Below are 20084 nucleotides of genomic sequence, written 5' to 3' on the forward strand. Positions count from 1 at the left end.
TGGGGTGCTTTGCGAGGCGGGCCCATCAGAGTCGCGCCTTGCGTACCGGAAACGGCGCATGTGTGAACGCACACGGAAGAAGCGGTCGTGTCTTCATCAAGCAGGTCTGTTTTCCTCAAGGCCGAAGGACGGCCACACACGGGAGGGCGGCGCAGGACGGCCCTCTCACCCGGGCGACTCCTGTGCCTCGTCCCGGTCGACGGGAATCAGCAAGGTGAAGGTGGCGGGGCGAGCACTGGTCAGGGAGATCCTGCCGCCGAGCGAGACGGCCAGGTCCCGGGCGAGAGCCAGGCCGATGCCCACCCCCGGTCCGTCCCCGGTGTGTCCCCGGTCGAACAGCCGGGCCGGCTCGCCCGCCACGGCACCCTCGTCACGCACGTCGAAGGCGAGGGCGTCCTCCAGGTCCCGCACGGTGACCCGGACGGTGCCGCGCCCATGCACGCGGGCGTTGTCCAGCAGGATGCCGAGCACCTCCGACACGGGCGCGCCTGGGACCAGGACGTCGGCCGGTGTGTCCCGTGCGGCGCACTCCAGGCGTCTGCCGTCCCGGGCGAACAGGCCGTGCCAGCGTTCCTCGGCGTCCCGCAGCAGCTGCCCCACCGCGATCTTCCCGGCGGCGGAGGGGGACACCTTGCCGGCACCCGACAGACGCAGCACCTCCTCCACCGTGTGGTGCAGGCGGTGGGTGGTGGCCAGTGCTTCGGCCAGGACGGGTCGCAGCCCGGCGTCGTCGTCCTGGGCGAGGCCCGCTTCCAGGGCGAGTTGCAGACCGGTGAGAGGGGTGCGTAGCTGGTGGGAGGCGTTGGCGGCGAAGTCGCGTTCATGGCGGAGGAGTTCGGAGAGGCTGTGCAGCATCTCGTTGTGGGTACGGGCGACCTGGTCGATCTCGGCCACGCTGCTGGGGGCGGCCCTGGCGTTGAGGTCGCCCTCGGTCACGGCCCGGCAGTGGCGGGAGAGGTCCTCCAACGGTGCGGCCAGCACCCGTGCCTGACGGCGGGCAACGACGACCGCGACGGCCAGCGCCAAAGCCGACACCCCCAGCAGCACCGCCCACGCGACGAGGACGCGGTCGCGCACGGAGGCTGCGGGGGACGAGGCCCGCACGACGCCGATCACCTTCTCGGCGTGGGAGACGGGCACGGTGACCACCAGGTCGCCGCCCGAGTGGCCTCGTACGGCGTCTCCGCCCAGGGCGCGACTGACCGGGGCGTCGCCCGAGCGGGGCCCGCTGCCCGCCCGTAGCCGCGACTGCGGGTCGTACAGGCCGAGGTGCCCGCCTGCCGGGGGCCTCGGCAGTTCCGCCGGGTCGCCGGTCGCGTAGTCCGGGCTCACGCGTACGGCCCCGGCCAGGGCGGACCGCTCAAGGGTGTCGCGCTGGTCCGCGTACAGGGACGACCTGATGGCCAGGGCGAGCGGGACGGCGAGGAGGACGACGGCGACCAGAGCGGCGGTCAGGGCGACTCGCACCACGCGCTGTCTCATGACCCCATCATGCGGGCCGTTAACCTGGGCGGACGTGCAGCGCCACACGCTTTTGCCGTCCTCTAACCCGCGGCGAGCAGGGCGTTAACCGGCCTCTCCCTAGCGTCGGTGCCGTGGACCGTCCGGTCCGAGGACTCCCCTTGGAGGGCAGTGGTCATGGCAGCACGCACACGGACGTACGCGGTCGTCGGACTGGCCCTCGTGGCAGCGGTGACTGCGGGCTGTTCCGGGACGAGTTCGGGGTCGGGCTCGGGTTCGGGTTCTGGTTCGACGACGTCCCCGGCCGGTTCCTCTTCCGGAGGCGGGCAGAACAACGCGGCGCCCACCGAGTCCAACCCTCCCGGCGACATCCCCGACAACCAGGCCTTCGTCGCCTACCGGCCGAGCGGCGGTTCCTTCACCGGATTCACGGTCAAGGTGCCCGAGGGCTGGGCCCGCACCGACCAGGGCAGCACCAGCGTGTTCACGGACAAGCTCAACTCCGTGAAGATCACGGCGGTCTCCGCCAACAGCGCGCCGACGACCGGCTCGGTCACCAACAAGGTGATCCCGCAACTGCGCTCCCAGGTACCGAAGTTCGCCGCTCCGAAGGTGTCGGAGGTGACGCGGCACTCCGGTCGTGTGGTCCTGCTGACCTACCAGGGCTATTCGGCGAAGGACCCGGTGACCGGCAAGGTCGTGCGGGACGCGTTCGAACGGTACGCCTTCTATCGCGCGGGGCACGAGGTCGACCTGACACTGTCCGGCCCGGTAAAGGCGGACAACGTCGATCCCTGGCGCATCGTCAGCGACTCCTTCGCATGGCGGTGAGCGCGATGCCAGTCGACTCGTACGACTCCCGCGGCTCGGCCGACGATGTGCTGACGGCCCGCGAGCTGTACCGCTTCTACCGGGCCGGCGAGGAGGAGACGCTCGCGCTGCGCGGGGTGTCGCTGACGGTGCGACGTGGTGAGACCGTCGCGGTGGTGGGACCTTCCGGGGCCGGAAAGTCGACTCTGCTGGCGTGCCTGGCCGGACTCGACGAACCCTCCGGCGGCGAGGTCCGCGTGGGGGACGTACGGATCAGCCACCGGCCGGAGACCGAGCGGGCCCGGCTGCGCGCCCGGCACATCGGCGTCCTGCTGCAGACCCGCAATCTGCTGCCCCACCTGAACGTGCGCGACAACGTCCGCCTGCCGCAGCAGGCGCGGGGCCGCAGGGCCCCCGTCCTGGCCGAGACCCTGCTGGCGCAGGTGGGGCTGGCCGGGCGGGCACGTGCCCTGCCCCGGCAGCTGTCCGGCGGCGAGCTGGCGCGGGCAGGGCTCGCCGTCGCCCTGGCCAACGCGCCCGCCGTTCTGCTCGCCGACGAACCGACCGGTGAACTGGACGGCGAGACCGAACAGTCGGTGCTCTCACTGCTGCGGGAGCGGGCCGCGGAAGGCTGCGCGGTGCTGCTCGTCACGCACAGCGCGGAGGCGGTCCGGATCGCGGACCGGGTGATCACGTTGACGGACGGCAAGGCCACCGACGGCCCACCGTCGCACGACCGCGAGGAGGCACCCGATGTCATCGGATGACGTGCTCGTCACCTGCACGGACGCGGCCCTGACCTTCGGCCGGGGAGCCCAGGCGGTCGTGGCCGTGCACGGCGCCGACCTGGAGATCCGGGCCGGGGACCGGCTCGCGGTGGTCGGCCCCTCGGGATCGGGCAAGAGCTCGCTGCTCCATCTGATCGCCGGACTCGAACAGCCCACCCGCGGCACCGTCATCCGCGCCGCCTCCCTCGGGCCGTACGACATCGGCCTCGTCTTCCAGGGCGACAGCCTGATCCCCGCCCTGAACGTCGCCGAGAACACCGCCCTCCCCCTGGTCCTCGCCGACCGCCCGGAGCACGAGGCCAGGCGGACCGCGCTCGCCGCGCTCGCCCTGGTGGACGCCGCCGACCTCGCCGAACGGCTGCCCGAGGAGATCTCCGGCGGCCAGGCACAACGGGTGGCCGCCGCCCGAGTCCTGGCCCAGGCGCCCCGCCTGATCCTCGCCGACGAACCCACCGGCCGCCTCGACCACGCCACCGCCACCCGCGTCCTCGACGCCCTGCTGACGGCCGCCGGTCACGCGGGCGCGGCGCTCGTCGTCACCACCCACGATCCGGCCGTCGCCGCCCGGCTCACCGTCCGGCGCACCATGCGCGACGGACGGCTGCTCGCACCCGAGGAGGTGTCATGATCGCCGCATGGGCCGGCGGGCTGGCCCGCCACCGCACCGGACGGCTGCTGGCCGCCCTGGCAGGCATCGCGCTCGCGGTCGCCCTCGTCGCCGCACTCGGCTCCTTCCTCACCGCGTCGAAGGCGACCATGACCCAGCGCGCCCTGCGCTCGGTCGCCGTGGACTGGCAGGTCCAGGTGCAGCCCGGCGCCGACCCGAACACCGTCCTGTCCCTGGTGCACAGGACTCCCGGCACCCGCGCCGCGCTGCCGGTCGGCTTCGCCCACACCAGCGGCTTCACCGCCCGCGTGCAGGGCAGCACCCAGTCCACCGGTCCCGGCATCGCCCTTGGCCTGCCCGACGGCTACCGCGCGCGCTTCCCGGACGCCATCCGCACGCTGTCGGGCTCCTCCACCGGCGTCCTGCTGGCCCAGCAGACCGCCTCCAACCTGCACGCCGCCCCCGGCGACACCATCGGCCTACGGCTCCCCGGTGCGGGCCTGCGCCAGGTGAAGGTGGACGGCGTGGTCGACCTGCCCCAGGCCGACTCCCTCTTCCAGACCGTCGGCGCCCCCAGCCAGTCCCAGCCGACCGCGCCCCCGGACAACGTCGTCCTGCTGCCCGCCACCCGCTTCGCCTCCCTCACCCGCGGCGCCACCGCCGTCACCACCCAGATCCACGTCACCCGCGACCACACCCGCCTGCCCTCCGACCCCGCCTCCGCGTTCTCCTCCGTCACCGGCGCCGCCCACAACCTGGAGGCCCGCTCCGCCGGCACCGCCCTGGTCGGCAACAACATCGGCGCCGCCCTCGACTCCGCCCGCCAGGACGCCCTGTACGCCCAGATCCTCTTCCTCTTCCTCGGCGTGCCCGGCGCGGTCCTGGCGGCCGCGCTGACGGCGGCGGTCGCCTCGGCCGGCGGCGAACGGCGGCGGCAGGAACAGGGGCTGCTGCGACTGCGCGGGCTGCGGCCCCGGCAGATCACCGGTCTCGCGGGCCTGGAAGCCGCCCTCATCGGCCTCGCGGGGGGCCTCGCGGGGCTGGGTGTCGCGGCGCTCACCGGCCGTCTCGCGTTCGGTGCGGCCTCGTTCGGCGCGAGCGCGGGGCAGTGGGTCGTCTGGTACGCGATCGCCTTCGTGCTGGGAGCCGCGGTGGCCGCCGGCGCCGTTCTCGTCCCCGCGCTGCGGGACCTGCGCTCGGTCACCGTCGCCGACACCCGTAAACAGGGGGGCGTACGCCCCGCCCGGTCGCCCTGGTGGCTGCGGTACGGCCTGGACTTCGTGCTCCTGATCGGCTCGTGGCTGGTCTTCCGTGCCTCCTCCGGCAACCAGTATGCGCTGGTCCTCGCCCCCGAGGGCGTTCCCAGCATCTCCGTGTCGTACTGGGCCTTCCTCGGCCCCGCCCTGCTGTGGATCGGCGCGGCCCTGCTGCTGTGGCGCCTGACCCTGCTGGTCCTCACACATGGCCGTCCCGTTCTGACCCGGCTGGCCCGCCCGCTGACCGCGACCCTGGCCGGGACCACCGCGGCCGTACTGACCCGGCGCCGGCGACCGCTCGCCCGCTCGGTGGTGCTGCTCGCCCTGGCCGTCTCCTTCGCCGTGTCCACCGCCGTCTTCAACGCCACGTACCACCAGCAGGCCGAGGTCGACGCCCGGCTCACCAACGGCGCCGACGTCACCGTCACCGAACCGCCCGGAGCCCAGGTCCCACCCGCTTCCGGAGCGGCCCTGAATATCTCGGGTGTACGGCACGTCGAACCCCTCCAGCACCGCTTCGCCTATGTCGGCTCCGACCTCCAGGACCTCTACGGCGTCCGCCCGGACACCATCGCCAGGGCCACCTCGCTCCAGGACGCCTACTTCGCCGGCGGCAGCGCCCGGCGGCTGATGCAGCGCCTTGCCCAGCACCCGGACAACCTGCTGGTCAGCGTCGAGACCGCCAAGGATTTCCAGCTCTCCCCCGGCGACACCGTCAACCTGCGCGTCCAGGACGCCCGCACCAAAGCCCTGCACACGGTCCCCTTCCACTACGCGGGCATCGCCAAGGAGTTCCCCACCGCCCCCAAGGACAGCTTCTTCGTCGCGAACGCCTCCTACGTCGCCAAGGCCACCGGCAGCGACGCGGTGGGCGCCTTCCTCCTCGACACCGGCGGCAGCCACCAGAAGCAGATCGCCGCACATCTGCGCCGGCAGCTGGGCACCGGTGCCACCGTCACCGACCTCACCCAGACCCGCGGCACCGTCGGCACCAGCCTGACCTCGGTCGATCTGGCGGGCCTGACGCGCATCGAACTCGCCTTCGCGGTGCTGCTGGCCGCGGGAGCCGGCGGGCTCGTCCTCGCCCTCGGGCTCGCCGAACGCCGCGGTACCTTCGCGATCGCCACGGTCCTCGGCGCGCGGGCACGTCACCTGCGCGGCATGGTCCTCACCGAGGCCCTGCTGCTAGCCGCCGGCGGTCTCGCCGGAGGCGCCCTGATCGGCTGGGCCCTGTCACAGATGCTGGTCAAGGTGCTGACCGGCGTCTTCGATCCGCCACCCGCCGGCCTCTCGGTCCCCGGCACCTACCTCGCACTCACCGCCACCGCCGCCGTCGCCGCCATCCTCGCCGCGGCCCTCAACGGCATCCGCACCACCCGACGCCCCGCCGTGGAGGAGCTCCGCGACCTGTGAACACTCCCCGCACGCACAACGGGCCCGTCGCCCTGTCCACTCCTAGGCTGTGGTCCATGCGCACGCCCGCCGCACCGGACCGCCACCGCCACCATGTCCTCGTCGTCGAGGACGACGACACCATCGGCCGCCATCTGGAGGCCGGCCTGCGCGGCCACGACTACGCGCCGACATGGTGCCGTACGGGGGCGGGCGCGCTGGCCGAGGCCGCGCGGGCACCGTACGACGTGCTGCTGCTGGACCTGGGGCTGCCCGACATGGACGGCCTGGACGTGGCCCGGGATCTGCGGGGCCGCCTCCCCGATCTGCTGATCGTCGTGCTGACCGCGCGGACCGAGGACATCGACGTCATCGCCGGACTGGATGCCGGGGCCGACGACTATCTCGTCAAACCGTTCAGCATGACCGTGCTGCTCGCCCGGCTGCGAGCGCATCTGCGGCGGCAGGCAGTGGCCGCCCCGGTCCAAAAGCCGGTGCGGCTGGGCGATCTGGTCGTCGACGTCTCCGCCCGGCGTTGCGCGCTGCACGATGCCGAAATCCCCCTGCGGGCCAAGGAGTTCGACCTGCTCGCGGTGCTGGCCGAGCGGGTCGGTGAGGCGGTGTCGCGGGAGACGTTGATGACCGAGGTATGGGACGAGAACTGGTTCGGACCCACCAAGACCCTCGACGTGACGATGGCGGGCCTGCGACGCAGACTGACCGAGGCGGTGCAGGCGGGGGGCGGTCCCGTCCGCCTGCCGGAGATCACCACGCTGCGGGGGCACGGATACCGGCTGGAACGGCCGCCGGATCCGGTGGATTGAGCGAGGGCTCGACCCATGCAGCGCCGACGTAGACTGCCCGGACCAGGCTGCGGCTCCTTGAGGTGGGGAACGTGACGTCGAGTGCGGCATCCCTCGTCCCGGTCAACACCACCCTCGGCGTCCTCCTCGCCGCTCTGCTCCTGGCGGCGGCCGTGGTCGCGGGGCAGTTCCATCTCGACCCGCACCCCTACAAGAACCGAGCCCGGGAGATCCTCTTCGCCGGGCTGAGGGCCGCGGCCCAGCTCGCCCTCGTGTCGGTGGTCATCGCGTGGGCCGTCAAGTCCGTGGCAGGGCTATTGGCGTTCCTTGTCGTCATGCTCTCGGTGGCGGTGCGTACGGCCGGACGGAGACTCACCGGCGACCACACCTGGTGGCTCACGGCCGCCCCGATCGCCGCCGGCGTGGTGCCGGTCGTCGCGGTACTGCTGCTGACGGGGCTCGTCCCGCTGCGAGGCATGGCACTGATCCCGATCACGGGCATCCTCATCGGCGGCGCACTCACCGTGACCGTCCTCGCCGGACGTCGTGCCCTGGACGAACTGACCCAGCGCCATGGGGAGGTGGAAGCCGCGATGGCCCTGGGCTTCCTGGACCGGGACGCACGGATGGAGATCGCACGGCCGGCGGCATCGGAGGCACTGCTGCCGGGCCTCGACCAGACTCGGACCGTGGGGTTGGTCACCCTCCCGGGTGCTTTCGTCGGCATGCTGATGGCAGGGGCGAGTCCCGTGATGGCCGGGGCGGTGCAGTTGTTCGTCCTGATCGCGCTCATGGCAGTGCAGTCCGTCGCGGTCGCGGTGACGCTCGAACTCGTGGCCCGCCATCGCCTGCACCGCCCGGTTCCCGGCGCGCCGACAGGATCGCCTCGCAAGGCGAGGCGGCCGGTGAAACGGCTGCCGCCGTGCCGCACTCCGTGAGCCGTTCGCCACGCGGCAGGACTTGCTCAAGCTGGTCCGGGCGGACGGTGGAGAGGGGCAGCGAGCACCGTCACCGGCTCAGAGCGCCGAACGGCGGGCGAGCACCCCCAGGACCAGCAGTCCCGGTGCCATCGGCAGCCATCCGGTGAGCAGGCGGTAGCCGATGACCGCCGAGATCGCCGTCTGCCCCGGTGCTCCGACGGCCGTGAGCGCGAAGACGAGCGCGGCATCCAGCGACCCCAGTCCACCGGGCGTGGGAAGCAGAGCCGCCGCCCCGCTGGCAACGAGGTACGCCATCACCACATGACTCGTGGGCAACGCGAGACCGAGCGCGTGGACCACTGCCACGACCACGCCCGCGTGCAGCAACGCGAACCCGACCGAGCCGCCCCACAGCGCGCAGGCCCGCCCTCGGGAGCGATGCACCTCCCGCACGTCGGTCACGGCCCGCCCCACCGCCCGCCTGATCCGACCGCTGGCCATCAGCGCCGGCACAACGGTTGCCGCCGCTACCGGCACCAGGACCAGCACGTGTGGGACCCGTGCCGAAAGCGGGACAGCGCCCGGTGATGCCACCAGCAGGACGACGCCCAGCGCGCACCGGACGATCCCGCCGACAGCCGCCTTCACCGCCAGCGCGGTCGCCGAGCGCCTGGTGGACAGGCCGCACCGCGTCAGGAACCGCAGGTTGACCAAGCTCGCCCCGGCTCCTGCGGGCAGGATGTGGTTGGCGGCGCACGCCGCGAACTGAGCGGCCACCAGCCGTCCCTTCGGCAGTCGCTCGACGACCGCCCCCTGCTGCGCCACAGCAGCGCACACCCACGTGGCGACAGTGGCGAAGCAGGCGAGCACCAGCCATTCCCCGTCGCCTGCGGCCAGTTGGTCGGTACTGCTGTCGAGGGTGGCCCGGTGCGCCGTGAGGATGCCGCCGGCGGCGACGAGCACCGCGAGGGTGATGCCCAGCCGGACGTAGTGGCGCCTGCCCGCGGTCACGGTCACGCTGTCGGACACGGTCACCACGGTCACCGTCCCTGCCGGACGAAGGGAGCGACGTAGGCGTGGAGAACGCCGGCCCGCTCCACGGGCCAGGTGCGTGCGTAGGCGGGCGGACGGTCGCCGGGCCGGGCGAGGACGGCGAGGGAGGTCCGGTGGGCGGCCCGGACCAGTGCGCCCGCGGTGGTGCTGGTGTCGTGGCCGTCGGTCTGTGCCGAGCCACAACCGGTGTAGAAGGCGATGGGGACGGCCTCGTAGCCGTTGAGCAGGCACGGTGGCCGCACACCGAGCGTGTGGAGGGCTGAGGCGGTGCGGGACCAGTTCTCACGGTGGGCGGCGGAACTGCGCACAGTGTGTTCCAGGACGACGTACTGCACGGCCAGATGAGCCGCCAGGCAGGCCGCGACGAGACTCACGGCGACGGTGCGCGCGGTCCTCCGACTCGGGGCGCCGACCAGGTGAGCGAGGCCATGGGCCACGGGGAGGGCGAGCAGGGCGTAGGCGGGCAGCAGGAAGCGGGGGGCCGCGTAGCCGATGAGGAATAGGTAGGGGACGGCGGCCGTGACCGCGCAGGCCAGCGGCAGCATGACGGGCAGGGCACGGCGGGCGCGGACGGCGGTGACCGCGCCGAGCGCGGCGAGGACGGGCAGCGCGAACCACCACAGGGTCACCACCGGGTTGGGGGCCGATCCGGTGCAGGGACGGCAGAGGGTACGCCCGCCGAGACTGTGCACCTGGTCGACGACCGCCAGGTGCAGACCGAGACCGCCCTGGATGCGGGAGGCGTCGGAGAGGCGTTGCGCGAGGCCGCCGTAGCTCATGTCTGCCTCGATCACCCACTCACCGGCGCCGGCCAGCAGGCCGGCGACCAGTACGACGAGATGGCGAGGGCGACGCAGGGCAAGGGCAAGCGCAAGCAGGGGCAGCATCACGTACACGGCGTCCATCGGGCGCATCCATGCCATCAGTGCCGCGCCCGCGAACACACCCCACCATGCTGCCCGGTCCCCTGGGTTCGCGCGGACACGCAGGAAGCAGCCGACGCAGGCCAGGGCGCCGACGGCGACCCAGTAGTTGGGCATGGCCTGCGGGCCGTAGAACAAGGTCACCCAGAGGGAGGCGAACAGGGCACCCGCCAGCGCCAGGACGCGCGGCATGACGTGGGCTCGCCAGATGCGCAGGGCGAAGTAGAGGCCCAGACCGGAGAGGACCGCCAGGTAGATCCTGAGAAGGGCGGTGGAGTCGGACCACGACGCGATCGGCGCGGCGAGCAGAGAGATGCCACGGGCGCGGGGCGCACTGAAGAAGGCGGCGGGAACCTGGCCGCTGACCTGGCTGACGTAGACCGTCTCGTCCCAGCCGAGATCGAGATCCGGTCGTACGAGGATGAGCTGGGCGAGCGTGAAAGCTCCCGCGACCGCCGCGAGCCACGGTTCACCCCACCGGTGCCGAGGCCGGGCCGTCCGCGACGGGGAGCCGGTGCGAGAGGCACCGGTCAACGTGACGTTCGGGCCGTCGGCCATCCTGCACCTTTCGCCGTCACACACCCGGGAACCATGTTCTCCTACATTTCGTAGGAGCCACTTGACCGTACGGCTCGCCGGTTAGAGACGAGTGAGAGGAAATCGTCTCCCTTACCCCTGTCCAAGGTGAGGGGGTGGCGGGCCGCAGCCCACTCGACAGGCCCGAACGGCGTAGTGCCGACGAGCCAGAGCGGCCTCCGCTGTCCTCCCACCCGGTACCCGGACGAGAACCCGCGCAGCGTTCAGTTTGCGTTCGTGCTCGAAGTGCGATCGTGCGGATCATGACCGCAGAGCCTGTCCTCGGCGAACGCCCCCTCGCCCCCGCACGTCAACTGGCGAACAAGGTGCGGGAGGTGACCGTCTATTTCTGGATCATCAAGGTGCTGACCACCGGCATGGGCGAGACCGCGTCGGACCTTCCGGCCCGGACGTTCGGCCGGATCCCCGCGGTGGCGCTCGGCGGCCTCGCCCTCGTGGCATCCCTGGCCGTGCAGTTCACGCTCCGCCGGTATGTCGCCTGGGCCTATTGGACCGCCGTCGTGATGGTCAGCGTTTTCGGCACCATGGCCGCCGACGTCCTGCACCTCGGCCTCGGCGTGCCGTACGCCGTCTCGCCCCCGGCGTTTCTCGTCGTCCTGGCCGCGGTCTTCGCCCTCTGGTACGCGAGCGAGCAGACCCTCTCCATCCGCACGATCCGGACCCGGCGCCGCGAGGCGTTCTACTGGGCGGCCGTCCTGGCCACCTTCGCCTTCGGCACCGCCACGGGCGATCTCACCGCCACGATCGGCTTCGGCTTCGGCTACCTGGGCTCGGTCGCCCTCTTCGCAACCGCCATCTGCGTACCCGCCCTGGCCCACCGCTTCGGGGCCCTCGGCGCGGTGACCGCCTTCTGGACCGCCTATGTCATCACCCGCCCCCTCGGAGCCTCCCTCGCCGACTGAATGGCCCTCCCCCACACCCGCGGCGGCCTCGCCCTCGGCCTGGCACCGGTCACCCTCGCCTGGACGGTGGCGATCATCGGATTCGTCGGCTACCTGGCTGTGTCACAACGCGACAGGGTCGCGCACGCCGCGGCATTGAGGTGAGACCGCGGACCGGAATGCCCCGCCTGTGTGGGACACGGGGCGGTCGGAGTCGTCAACACCGGCTTCGACCGCCCCGACGGCGTTCGCGGAGACGGGGGGCCGGTCAGCCCATGTCCGTCAGGAGCGTGTTCAGTTCCTTCTCCTGCTGCGCGGGCGGCATCGGCGGGTTCGAGTGATCGATGCCGAAGGTCCCCAGCACCTTGTCCATCTGGGCGTCGATGGAGTCCCACCCGGTCTGGTCCAGCGGCTGCAGCGAGGTCTGGTCGGCATCCCACAGGTCACGCAGCGACTGTGCGGCCGTGTGCGCACCCTTCGCGTTCCCGGAGCGGGCGTCCTTGAGCGAGGTGGACGCGAGGGTCTTCAGGGCGGCGACCTTGGAGGGCGGGAACTTCTTCACCGCCTCACCGGGAGCCATCTGGACCGCGGAGGTGTTGTCCTCCTCCGGCGCCGGGCCGGTGTGCGGCTGGCTGTGGGCCCAGACCAGCAGGCCCGTGGTGGCGACGGCGAGCAGTGCGAGGCCGGCCAGACCGACGTGCTCCTTTCGCGGGTCGCCGGTGGTGTGGGTGGCGTGGGCGGCCTCGTAGGTCTCCGTCACGTCCGAGCGCGTCACCGTCAGGTAGACCACGGTCGCCAGGATCAGGCCGAGGAAGATCAGACTGGTGGTGAAGGTGCCCAGCGCGAGGCCGGTCGGCTCGCCCGGCTGAGCGACCTTCGGGGAGGCGAGCCAGTCGCCGATGTTCGCGCCCAGCGGGCGGGTCAGGATGTAGGCGAGCCAGAAGGACAGCACCGGGTTCGCGCCGAACTTCCACAGCAGCGTGATCGCCGCAATGAGGCCGAGCGGCAGCAGCACCGAGGCGCCCGGGCTCCAGCCGGTGAGCTCGAGGGTCCAGTCGCCGGTCGCGGTGCCGAGCGCGAAGGTGACGAGAACGGCGAGCCAGTAGAACGACTCGCGCGGAAGTGTGATGACCGAGTGGATCGACAGCGTGCGCTCGCGCAGCCACCACACGCCGAAGACCACCGCGAGCAGCACCGAGAAGACCGCGGAGCTGATCCACAGCGGCACGTTGAGCTGGTCCGTGAGGATGTCGGTGTACAGGGTCCCCGTGACGCTGACAACGACCACGGTCAGCCAGTAGGGAAACGGAACGTACCGCTTCAGCCGCAGCTGGACGGCCAGGACCACCACGAACACCCCGGTGAAGATCCAGGCCGTGTTCACCAGGCCGACGCCCAGCTTCATGTTGATCCAGTCGGCGAAGCTCTCACCCACAGTGGTGCACAGGATCTTGATCACCCAGAACCAGATGGTGACCTCGGGGACCTTGTTGAGCATGAGACGCTCGCTGCGCGTGCGCGCTTCCGTTGTCGTTGTCATGCGGCCACCTTTACGCGGGGAACCTGCAAGCAACCTGACTACGTGATCGCACGCACGGCCGGGAGCGTCACCTCGACATGACCGCGGCCGTCCGCGATCGCACGGACCTCCACACCGGCCGAGGCGGCGATGCGCCGGACCACCGGCAACCCCAGCCCATATCCGTCGCCACCGGTCACACCCGCCTCGAAGACCCGCTCGACGTCCGCGGGATCGAACCCCGGGCCGTCGTCCAGGACATCGACCACGACGGCCGCACCCTGGTTGCGCGCGGTGATCCACACCCGGGACTTCGCATGCCGCAAGCCGTTCTCCAGCAGGGGGGACAGCAGCGACACGGCGACGTCAGAAGCCACGGCCACCTCGACCTTCGCCGGGAAGACGACCTCGACCACGCGACCGCCGATCGCCTGCCGCGCGGCGGAGCGCAGATCGCACCGGGTTCCCTCGTCCGTGCGGGCGCGTGCGGCGCGCAGGATCGTCGTGACCGCCGCGTCGAGGCGGTCGACCTCGCTCAGTACCGCCTCCGGCGGCACCGGGTCGCCGGACAGCTGAGCCAGCTGCGCCTCGCCCCGCAGGACCGTGAGCGGTGTCCGCAGCTCGTGGGCGATCTCGTCGGTGAGCCGGCGCTCGTCCGCCAACGCGTTGTCGACGCGCTCCAGGAGGCGGTCCAGAGTCTGTCCCAGTTCCCCGAACTCGTCGCGGGGGACGCCGAGGTTGAAGCGCCGCCCGGGTTCGTGATGGCCCCAGTCGTCGGCGAGGGCGGCCATCTCATGCACGACTCGCAGCGCGCGACGCACCACGAGATGCGCGACACCGCCGGCGAGGACGATCGTGAGGCCGCCCAGGATCAACGACAAGGTCAGGCTGCGCTGCTCGGACGTCTCATAAGGCGCGAGGTCCACCCGGACGACCACCATGACGTGGTGGCCGTCGACCGGGACCTGCCGCGCGTACAGCAGGGAGTCGCCGACGGTCGCGGTCTGCGAACGCCCCGAATCCGCCAGCTCCTCGACACGCCCGACCACGCTCGCCGGTACGTTCCCGTCGATCAGGCGGCCGTCGGCATACACCCAGGCGACCTCGTCCAACGCCTCACTGCCGTTCTCCGTGAGCACGACACGGCCGCCCTTGGCGCTGACGTTCGCCGCGACCGCCTCGGCGCGCGTACGGGCCAGATCGTGCGCGTCGGCGTCCGTCACCCTGCTCAGCAGCACGTGCGAGACCACGACCAGGATGGCGACCACGGCGGTGGCGATCAGCACCGTGAGCGCGACGACGCTTCTGCGGAATCCCGTCACTGCCATCGGTAGCCCACGCCGCGGACGGTCGCCAGACGCTCGGCCACACCCAGCGGACCGAGCTTGGTCCGCAGCCGGCGCACATAGGAGTCGAGGGTGTTGTCGCTGACCTGCGCTCCGTGCGGCCAGCCGGCGGCGACGAGGGCGTGGCGACGTACTGCGTCACCCTGCGAGGCGATCAGGCGGCCCAGTAGGCGGAACTCGGTCGGGGTCAGGCTCATGCTCACCGCGTCGTAGCTCACCATGTGCTTCGCCGGATCGAGGACGACCTCGTGCGATGCGCGCGCCACGGTGGCCCGGCGCAGCAGCGCCCGGACGCGGACCAGCAGTTCCGGGATGTCGAAGGGTTTGGTCATGTAGTCGTCGGCGCCCGCCTCGAAGCCGTCCACCTTGTGATGCAGACCGTCCAGGGCGGTGAGCATCAGCACCGGCACGTCGACGCCGCGAGCCCTCAGGGCCAGGCAGACATCGCGGCCGTCGGCGTCCGGCAGCCCGAGATCCAGGACGACCAGCTGGGGCGCCGGTGTGAGCTGCCGCAGCAGGCTGTCGGCCGTGGCGGCGACGGAAACGGTGTGGCCGTCGTGCTCCAGGGCACGCCTGAGGATGCCGCGGACCGCCGCGTCGTCTTCGCACACCAGGATGAAAGCCACGTGCCGACCCTAGATGCTGACATCTCAATACTCCATCTGCCCCGGCCAGGTACTTGACACCGGGGCCCGGCCGACCGAGGCAACCAGCGCGACTGCACAGTCCTCCAGGCCGCCGTCGGTTTCGCGCGCCGCGTCCGTCGGCGTCAGCCGCAAACGCACTGTGCGTGACGTGGCGCGGCGTAGCGACCCCGGGCCACGGCTCTCGCCTGCGCGGCCCCCTTCAGGGGAGTCGTGGCCGTCCTGTCCGTGACGGTGCCCCGCAGCCGAGCACCGTCCAGGATGGCGGACATGGCGATGACTCCGACGCGACCACGGCGGTCGCCACCAGGCCGTAGCGAGGGCCGCCAACGGCCTCGCCGAGCAAGGCGCAGCGATGGGTCGGCACCAGGAGTACACCAGAACGACGGAGCTGATCAGGACCTGGAGGACCTGGGTGCCGATTTCACGGAACCCGCGACGGAGCCGGTATGCCGAGGCCACGACCGCATGGGCCTTCTCACAATTCGGGCCGGAATGGGTTCGAAGTGACGGGGGCCACTTCACCTCGCGCGCGTTATCTCTACCTTTGCCATGCGGTTTCCCTTTGTCGACCCACTGCGAGGCCTGCCCGACCATGTCCCGCCCGCGCTCCATACCGTATTCGAAGACCTCAGCCAGGCGCCGTGGAAGCCGCGTCGGCGCCTGCACCGGTGTGCTCCTGGCCTCGGTGACGACCCTCTTCTCCCTTGGCGCCCTGCACACGGCACCCGCGGCCGCCACGCCCACGCTGTCGGCCCCCACCCAGGCCACGGCCGGCGTCAACGCCGCGATGCAGCCTCAGAGCAAGGCACGCGTGACAGCGGCCGTGCTCCGCCTCGACGGTGGGAGCCGGAAGCCGTCGCTGTACGGCCCGGACGCCCTGTACGACACCGCCAGCATCATCAAGGTCGACATCCTCGCGACACTGCTGCTGCAGGCTCAGGACGCGGGCCGACATCTCACCGCCCATGAACGCGCTCTGGCCGAACCGATGATCCGCAACAGCGACAACGCGGCGGCGAACCTCCTGTGGCGCGAGATCGGCCGGGCACCGGGCCTGGAGGCGGCCAACAAACGTCTGGGACTGACCTCGACCAAGGGTGGTCACGGCCCGAAGTGGGGGCTGACGCGGACGACGGCGAGTGACCAGATCAGGCTCCTGCTCTCCGTGTTCGACGGCGCTGCGACGTCGAAGACCGGCTCCCCGCTCAACAAAGAGTCCCGGACCTACGTCCAATCCTTGATGAGCCGTATCGTGAGCGATCAGGCGTGGGGGGTCTCGACGGCCTCCGGCGCGGAGTACGCGTTGAAGAACGGCTGGCTGCAGCGCAACACCACCGGACTCTGGGACGTCAACAGCGTCGGCCGGGTGACGGTGGACGGACACCGCTACCTCGTCACCGTGCTGTCGGACGGCAGCGCGTCGATGAGCGACGGCATCTCACTGGTGGAGCGGGCGGCCCGGCAGGCCGTGACCGCGACCGCCCGGACCTGATGGGCAGACCCGTCCTCACCTGTCCGCACGCATCACGCCTGAGTCGGTCGCCGACTGGGCTCAACGCCCTCCTGTGCACAGCTTCGGAGGCCGTTCATGAGCGACCTCGCGCCCCCTGCCGCAGGGCTTCTGCACCAAAAAACCGGCGCTCCAACTCCAGGAGAGCCGGCGCACCTTCGCGGACTACCGCGACACCTTCACCTTCCAGTAACGCCGGACGACGTGTTGGAAGTGGCGTCATTTTGATGCCGCACTTCCCGCGAGCAGCCGCTCAGGAGATCCGACGCATCAAGGAGGAAGAAACTGATGCTTTTGCGGACCGTCACCCCTCCACAAGGTCCTGGCCTTCGACGGCCTCGCCGCCGCGGTCATCGCATTGCGCGAGACGGTGCGCCACAGGCGCTCTGAGCGCGACGGGCCGCGGCGGCCCGACGGTGGCCGCCTGCCTGTGGTCGTACGGGCTCGGTGGTCACCCGGGTTCGGGGGCGGTGACGGCCGGGGCGACGCCGAGGAGGCCGAGGAGGGTCTCGCGGTGGAGGTCCGCGATCGGGCCGAGGAAGTCCGGGTGGCGCAGCAGGGGGGCCGCGCGGTGGTCGCGCGGGCTGGGGATGGTCAGCCGGCGCGCGTCGCCCACGCTGTCGGGGCCGTGGTGGGTGGCGGCCAGGCAGGCGGCGGCCAGGGCGGCGAGGTCGGCGTCGGCCAGCAGGCAGGCCGCCCAGCTGACGACGGTCTCGTCGACCTGGGTGCGCCAGGCGTAGGTGGCGCCCGTCAGCGGGGGCGCGTCGGCGCCGGTGACGAAGTCCAGCCGGCCGGAGCCGCCGGGGCCGAGCAGGTCCAGCAGTTCGACGTCCAGCGCGGTGGGGTAGCGCAGGGCGGCGGCGATAGTGGCCGCATGGCCTGCCTGGGCTTCGGCCAGGGCCTGGTTCAGCGGGCCGGTGGCCGGGGGGAAGGCCGCCAGCAGCCAGCGTGCGGAGGCGGCGATGACGGGCGAGAGCGCGGTGGGCATGGTGGACCGTCCTGTGCGTATACCCGCCTGTCCTGGTGTTCCGGGGTGGGTGATCCGGTCGCGGGCACTGCGCGCCCGGGCGGGGAGGTGCGGACAACGGTACGGCGGCCTCCCCCGGGGGCGACAGGAGCTGCGTCACAGCCGGGGACCACCCCCTGGCCTTCGGCACTGGCTCCCCACTCCTTCCCTGGGGACGCCCGGGTCAGCCGGGCGCAGGTGACCACCAGGCCAGGTCGTAGGAATGCCGGTAAGTCTGGGCATACTGCCGGGCCAGCTCGGTCTTGCCGACGCCGCCCAGGCCATGCACCACCACAACCGGGATGCCGACGCCGTCGGCGCGTCGGAGCAGCTCGGTCCGGATTTCGGCCAGCTCCCCCGCCCGGCCGGTGAAGGTCGCCTTCGGAGGGGCGCAGGTCGGACTCGCCGCAGGCCTCGGTTTCGGCAGCCCAACGGATCGCCGTCGGCGGGAGCTGCGTGACACGGGGGATTATCGGGCCGTGGTTGTCCCCGACGCCACCTACCGCCCCAGTACCGTCGACCAGCCTGCCTAACTCTCGGTCTGGCCCTGAGGTCGTCTCCGGTGCTGGAACAGGCTTGCCGACCGCAGTGCGTTGCAAGTCCAGCAGTTCCTGTGTCTGCTCCTTCGACAACGCCAGCCCGCCCGCGATCGCGGCGACCGTCCTCGCCGTCGGCACGGGAGCGCCGGGCCGAAGTGCCTCGAAGAAGGTACTGCGGCTTACTGCCCCGACCCTGGTCCTCATGCGGCCGACGAGCTGGTCCACGTCCAGCCCGGAGAGAGCCACGGCGTCCTTCAGGCGGGCACGCGACTCGGCCAGTGCCGCTGCCTCACGCCCACCGGCGTCCCTCTCCACATGCCCCCCGAGGCCCGCACATCCGAAGAAGTCCATCTTTGTCCAGCCGGACCGGGGCGGACACCTGTTCCGTGAATTTGGGGCGGGTCAGCATCCGCCCTCTTCGGGGAGATCGCCGTGAACCACGTCCTGCTCAGCATCGGTCTGGTTGTCGTACTCGCACTCCTCGCGGCCACGGCAGCGGCCGTGCTCACCCGCCTGGACGGCGCCACCTGTCCCACCGCCTTGATGCGCGTCGCAGCCACCTTCGCTGCCGTCCTCACACTGGCCATCGCCCTCACCGGCGTGCTCGCCCAGGTGCTCTCCTGACAGGCTCCACATCGCGGAAAGTCCCGCCGGACGAGGAACACCATCACTCGTCCTCCGCTTGCGAGAGGCGGCGGCCCGGTCTCGAAAGGGGAGAGTAGAGGACAGGAGACTCCACCGCCCCTCTACTGCCAGTAGAGGGAAGCAGTAGAGTGAGGAGCATGGCAGCAGACGAGACGAGTATCAAGGTGAGCACGGCCGCGCGTGACCGGCTCGCCCAGCTGGCCGCCGAGCACGGCACCACCATCCGCAGTCTGGTCGAGGACCTCGCGCAGAGCACGCCCACGCAGGCCGAGTACGCCGAGCGCGCCGAGCTGGCCCGCGCCGAGCTCGCCTCCGCCCTCGGCAGCGCACCGAGCCCCGAGGCGGAGGAGAAGGCCCGGGCGCTGCTGGAGCGCCTGGGCGGCGCCGCGCACGGTCCGCGGGCAGCCGCGTAGTGGCACCGATCGCGGTCGTCCTGGACCACACGACCGCGGGAGCGCTGTACGACCCGAAGGACCCGTTCAACGAGGCAGTCGCCGCCTTCTACGTCCAGGCCTCCGGCGGGCTCGGTGACCTGTATGCGCCGGTGCTCTCGCTGACGGCCGGCGACGCCGAGCGACCTGGGTTGCTGGGCTACATCAAGGGGCTGCGGTTCATCCGGATCGAGGCCTTCGACACCGACGCCGCGGTCACCGCCACCGAACTGCTCCGGTTCGGACACTCCTGGGCCGCCGTCCATGCCATCCACGCCGCCCGCCCCTCCCCCGTCCACCCCGCCGGCCGGTACCTGCTCACCCTCACACCGAAGGCCTACGCCGGCACCGGCATCCAAGCCGTCCACCCCGACCAGTAACCGCCCAGCCGCCCTGCCACAAGAGCTGAGGCGCGAGGTGCGGGAACTGCGCCGGGCGAACGAGGTCAGCTCGACCCGGCCCGGCCTAGGTGACCGCTCACCGTTACCTGAGCCTTCATCGTCAGCGGGTACATATGGGCACTGCGACATCCTTCCGGCCCGCCTCCGGCCGGTGGCGCCGCCCCGCACGCCTGCACCGTGCCCGCCTTGACCTCACCCCCGGCGACGTCCCCCGCATGACGACGCCGCCGCGCTGACGCCCGAGCTCGACTGCGGCCACGTCGCGCGCGACACCCAGACAGTTCATCGGGCCGATCGAGGGATGGCAGGTGGGCCCAGCTCCTCACCCAGGCGGAAACGTCGGCATGAACCGGGACCATCCACGCAGAGCCCAACGAGCGGGAACTCGGGCAGATCTGACCGCCCCTTGGCTGGCCTGGGCGCCCAGCACGCGACGACATATGGCGTAGGCGATTGTCGGCGACGGCTGAAAAGTGGACCAGCGGCGACGCTTGAAAGTTGACCCCCTCCAGGGGCTTGGCTCGTTGAGTCAGGCCGGGAGGAGTGGTG

20 protein-coding genes are annotated in these 20084 nt (G+C 71.6%); 12 read left to right on the forward strand and 8 right to left on the reverse strand.

Features of this window, described 5'->3' with window-relative positions:
* Positions 1-165: 165 nt before the first annotated feature.
* Complete coding sequence (locus tag ACFRAC_RS25915) at positions 166-1482, reverse strand: sensor histidine kinase (protein WP_382929261.1); 1317 nt, start codon at positions 1480-1482, stop codon at positions 166-168.
* Positions 1483-1638: 156 nt separating this feature from the next.
* Here ACFRAC_RS25915 and ACFRAC_RS25920 point away from each other — a divergent pair, with 156 nt between their 5' ends.
* From ACFRAC_RS25920 to ACFRAC_RS25945, 6 genes are all read left to right on the forward strand, one after another.
* Positions 1639-2292, forward strand: a complete 654-nt coding sequence (locus tag ACFRAC_RS25920; RefSeq protein WP_382929269.1) for a hypothetical protein — start codon at positions 1639-1641, stop codon at positions 2290-2292.
* Positions 2293-2297: 5 nt separating this feature from the next.
* Positions 2298-3038, forward strand: coding sequence for an ABC transporter ATP-binding protein (locus ACFRAC_RS25925; protein ID WP_382929279.1), 741 nt, complete (start codon positions 2298-2300; stop codon positions 3036-3038).
* Positions 3025-3687, forward strand: a complete 663-nt coding sequence (locus tag ACFRAC_RS25930) for an ABC transporter ATP-binding protein (protein WP_382929294.1) — start codon at positions 3025-3027, stop codon at positions 3685-3687. Before ACFRAC_RS25925 ends, ACFRAC_RS25930 begins: the two co-directional genes overlap by 14 nt.
* Positions 3684-6335 carry an FtsX-like permease family protein gene (locus tag ACFRAC_RS25935; protein WP_382929302.1) on the forward strand — a complete coding sequence of 884 codons (2652 nt, stop codon included), beginning with the start codon at positions 3684-3686 and terminating at the stop codon, positions 6333-6335. The genes ACFRAC_RS25930 and ACFRAC_RS25935 overlap by 4 nt, the downstream gene beginning before the upstream one ends.
* 56 nt (positions 6336-6391) lie before the next feature.
* Complete coding sequence (locus ACFRAC_RS25940; protein WP_382929311.1) at positions 6392-7138, forward strand: response regulator transcription factor; 747 nt, start codon at positions 6392-6394, stop codon at positions 7136-7138.
* Between the two features lie 71 nt (positions 7139-7209).
* Positions 7210-8055, forward strand: a complete 846-nt coding sequence (locus ACFRAC_RS25945) for an ABC transporter permease (RefSeq protein ID WP_382929333.1) — start codon at positions 7210-7212, stop codon at positions 8053-8055.
* Positions 8056-8133: 78 nt separating this feature from the next.
* On the opposite strand, the gene ACFRAC_RS25950 is transcribed toward ACFRAC_RS25945, so the two are convergent.
* Positions 8134-9072 carry a YbhN family protein gene (locus ACFRAC_RS25950; protein ID WP_382929341.1) on the reverse strand — a complete coding sequence of 313 codons (939 nt, stop codon included), beginning with the start codon at positions 9070-9072 and terminating at the stop codon, positions 8134-8136.
* A 5-nt stretch (positions 9073-9077) separates the two neighbouring features.
* Complete coding sequence (locus ACFRAC_RS25955; RefSeq protein WP_382929347.1) at positions 9078-10571, reverse strand: hypothetical protein; 1494 nt, start codon at positions 10569-10571, stop codon at positions 9078-9080.
* A 281-nt stretch (positions 10572-10852) separates the two neighbouring features.
* On the opposite strand from ACFRAC_RS25955, the gene ACFRAC_RS25960 reads away from it, so the two are divergent.
* Both ACFRAC_RS25960 and ACFRAC_RS25965 read left to right on the forward strand, forming a co-directional pair.
* Positions 10853-11512: a hypothetical protein gene (locus ACFRAC_RS25960; protein ID WP_382929354.1), complete on the forward strand. Its 660-nt coding sequence runs from the start codon at positions 10853-10855 to the stop codon at positions 11510-11512.
* Positions 11513-11656 carry a hypothetical protein gene (locus ACFRAC_RS25965; protein WP_382929359.1) on the forward strand — a complete coding sequence of 48 codons (144 nt, stop codon included), beginning with the start codon at positions 11513-11515 and terminating at the stop codon, positions 11654-11656.
* A 103-nt stretch (positions 11657-11759) separates the two neighbouring features.
* Here ACFRAC_RS25965 and ACFRAC_RS25970 read toward each other — a convergent pair whose 3' ends face one another.
* The 3 genes from ACFRAC_RS25970 to ACFRAC_RS25980 are packed head-to-tail and all read right to left on the reverse strand — an operon-like array spanning position 11760 to position 14982.
* The gene (locus ACFRAC_RS25970) at positions 11760-13031 is read right to left on the reverse strand and encodes a hypothetical protein (protein ID WP_382929367.1); all 1272 of its coding nucleotides are present in this window, start codon (positions 13029-13031) and stop codon (positions 11760-11762) included.
* A gap of 38 nt (positions 13032-13069) precedes the next feature.
* A complete protein-coding gene (locus ACFRAC_RS25975) occupies positions 13070-14338 on the reverse strand; it encodes a sensor histidine kinase (RefSeq protein WP_382929374.1) in 1269 nt (422 codons plus the stop codon).
* Positions 14329-14982 (reverse strand): response regulator transcription factor, encoded by a 654-nt coding sequence (locus ACFRAC_RS25980; RefSeq protein ID WP_382929384.1) that lies wholly within the window; start codon positions 14980-14982, stop codon positions 14329-14331. Before ACFRAC_RS25980 ends, ACFRAC_RS25975 begins: the two co-directional genes overlap by 10 nt.
* A 613-nt stretch (positions 14983-15595) precedes the next feature.
* Between ACFRAC_RS25980 and ACFRAC_RS25985 the strand changes: the two genes are divergently transcribed.
* Positions 15596-16495, forward strand: coding sequence for a serine hydrolase (locus ACFRAC_RS25985; protein ID WP_382929480.1), 900 nt, complete (start codon positions 15596-15598; stop codon positions 16493-16495).
* Positions 16496-16964: 469 nt separating this feature from the next.
* Here ACFRAC_RS25985 and ACFRAC_RS25990 read toward each other — a convergent pair whose 3' ends face one another.
* On the reverse strand, positions 16965-17501 hold the full coding sequence (locus ACFRAC_RS25990) for a hypothetical protein (RefSeq protein WP_382929391.1): 537 nt from the start codon (positions 17499-17501) through the stop codon (positions 16965-16967).
* 202 nt (positions 17502-17703) lie between these two features.
* The gene (locus tag ACFRAC_RS25995; protein ID WP_382929396.1) at positions 17704-17982 is read right to left on the reverse strand and encodes an AAA family ATPase; all 279 of its coding nucleotides are present in this window, start codon (positions 17980-17982) and stop codon (positions 17704-17706) included.
* A gap of 508 nt (positions 17983-18490) precedes the next feature.
* Here ACFRAC_RS25995 and ACFRAC_RS26000 point away from each other — a divergent pair.
* The 3 genes from ACFRAC_RS26000 to ACFRAC_RS26010 all read left to right on the forward strand — a co-directional run bounded on the left by ACFRAC_RS26000 (position 18491) and on the right by ACFRAC_RS26010 (position 19514).
* The gene (locus ACFRAC_RS26000) at positions 18491-18682 is read left to right on the forward strand and encodes a hypothetical protein (RefSeq protein ID WP_382929402.1); all 192 of its coding nucleotides are present in this window, start codon (positions 18491-18493) and stop codon (positions 18680-18682) included.
* Between the two features lie 158 nt (positions 18683-18840).
* The gene (locus ACFRAC_RS26005; protein WP_201843983.1) at positions 18841-19116 is read left to right on the forward strand and encodes a hypothetical protein; all 276 of its coding nucleotides are present in this window, start codon (positions 18841-18843) and stop codon (positions 19114-19116) included.
* Entirely contained in the window at positions 19116-19514 is a 399-nt protein-coding gene (locus ACFRAC_RS26010; RefSeq protein ID WP_382929412.1) for a hypothetical protein, read from the forward strand. The genes ACFRAC_RS26005 and ACFRAC_RS26010 overlap by 1 nt, the downstream gene beginning before the upstream one ends.
* The last annotated feature ends 570 nt before the right edge of the window (positions 19515-20084 follow it).

Origin of the sequence: Streptomyces sp. NPDC056628, from assembly GCF_042792555.1 — a bacterium.
Taxonomy (GTDB): Bacteria; Actinomycetota; Actinomycetes; order Streptomycetales; family Streptomycetaceae; genus Streptomyces.

Excerpts from the sequence above, each read along its gene's own strand:
- ACFRAC_RS25915 (WP_382929261.1), bottom strand. The coding sequence starts at position 1,482 with ATGAGACAGCGCGTGGTGCGAGTCGCCCTGACCGCCGCTCTGGTCGCC.
- ACFRAC_RS25920 (WP_382929269.1), top strand. The coding sequence starts at position 1,639 with ATGGCAGCACGCACACGGACGTACGCGGTCGTCGGACTGGCCCTCGTG.
- ACFRAC_RS25925 (WP_382929279.1), top strand. The coding sequence starts at position 2,298 with ATGCCAGTCGACTCGTACGACTCCCGCGGCTCGGCCGACGATGTGCTG.
- ACFRAC_RS25930 (WP_382929294.1), top strand. The coding sequence starts at position 3,025 with ATGTCATCGGATGACGTGCTCGTCACCTGCACGGACGCGGCCCTGACC.
- ACFRAC_RS25935 (WP_382929302.1), top strand. The coding sequence starts at position 3,684 with ATGATCGCCGCATGGGCCGGCGGGCTGGCCCGCCACCGCACCGGACGG.
- ACFRAC_RS25940 (WP_382929311.1), top strand. The coding sequence starts at position 6,392 with ATGCGCACGCCCGCCGCACCGGACCGCCACCGCCACCATGTCCTCGTC.
- ACFRAC_RS25955 (WP_382929347.1), bottom strand. The coding sequence starts at position 10,571 with ATGGCCGACGGCCCGAACGTCACGTTGACCGGTGCCTCTCGCACCGGC.
- ACFRAC_RS25960 (WP_382929354.1), top strand. The coding sequence starts at position 10,853 with ATGACCGCAGAGCCTGTCCTCGGCGAACGCCCCCTCGCCCCCGCACGT.
- ACFRAC_RS25965 (WP_382929359.1), top strand. The coding sequence starts at position 11,513 with ATGGCCCTCCCCCACACCCGCGGCGGCCTCGCCCTCGGCCTGGCACCG.
- ACFRAC_RS25970 (WP_382929367.1), bottom strand. The coding sequence starts at position 13,031 with ATGACAACGACAACGGAAGCGCGCACGCGCAGCGAGCGTCTCATGCTC.
- ACFRAC_RS25975 (WP_382929374.1), bottom strand. The coding sequence starts at position 14,338 with ATGGCAGTGACGGGATTCCGCAGAAGCGTCGTCGCGCTCACGGTGCTG.
- ACFRAC_RS25985 (WP_382929480.1), top strand. The coding sequence starts at position 15,596 with ATGTCCCGCCCGCGCTCCATACCGTATTCGAAGACCTCAGCCAGGCGC.
- ACFRAC_RS25990 (WP_382929391.1), bottom strand. The coding sequence starts at position 17,501 with ATGCCCACCGCGCTCTCGCCCGTCATCGCCGCCTCCGCACGCTGGCTG.
- ACFRAC_RS26005 (WP_201843983.1), top strand. The coding sequence starts at position 18,841 with ATGGCAGCAGACGAGACGAGTATCAAGGTGAGCACGGCCGCGCGTGAC.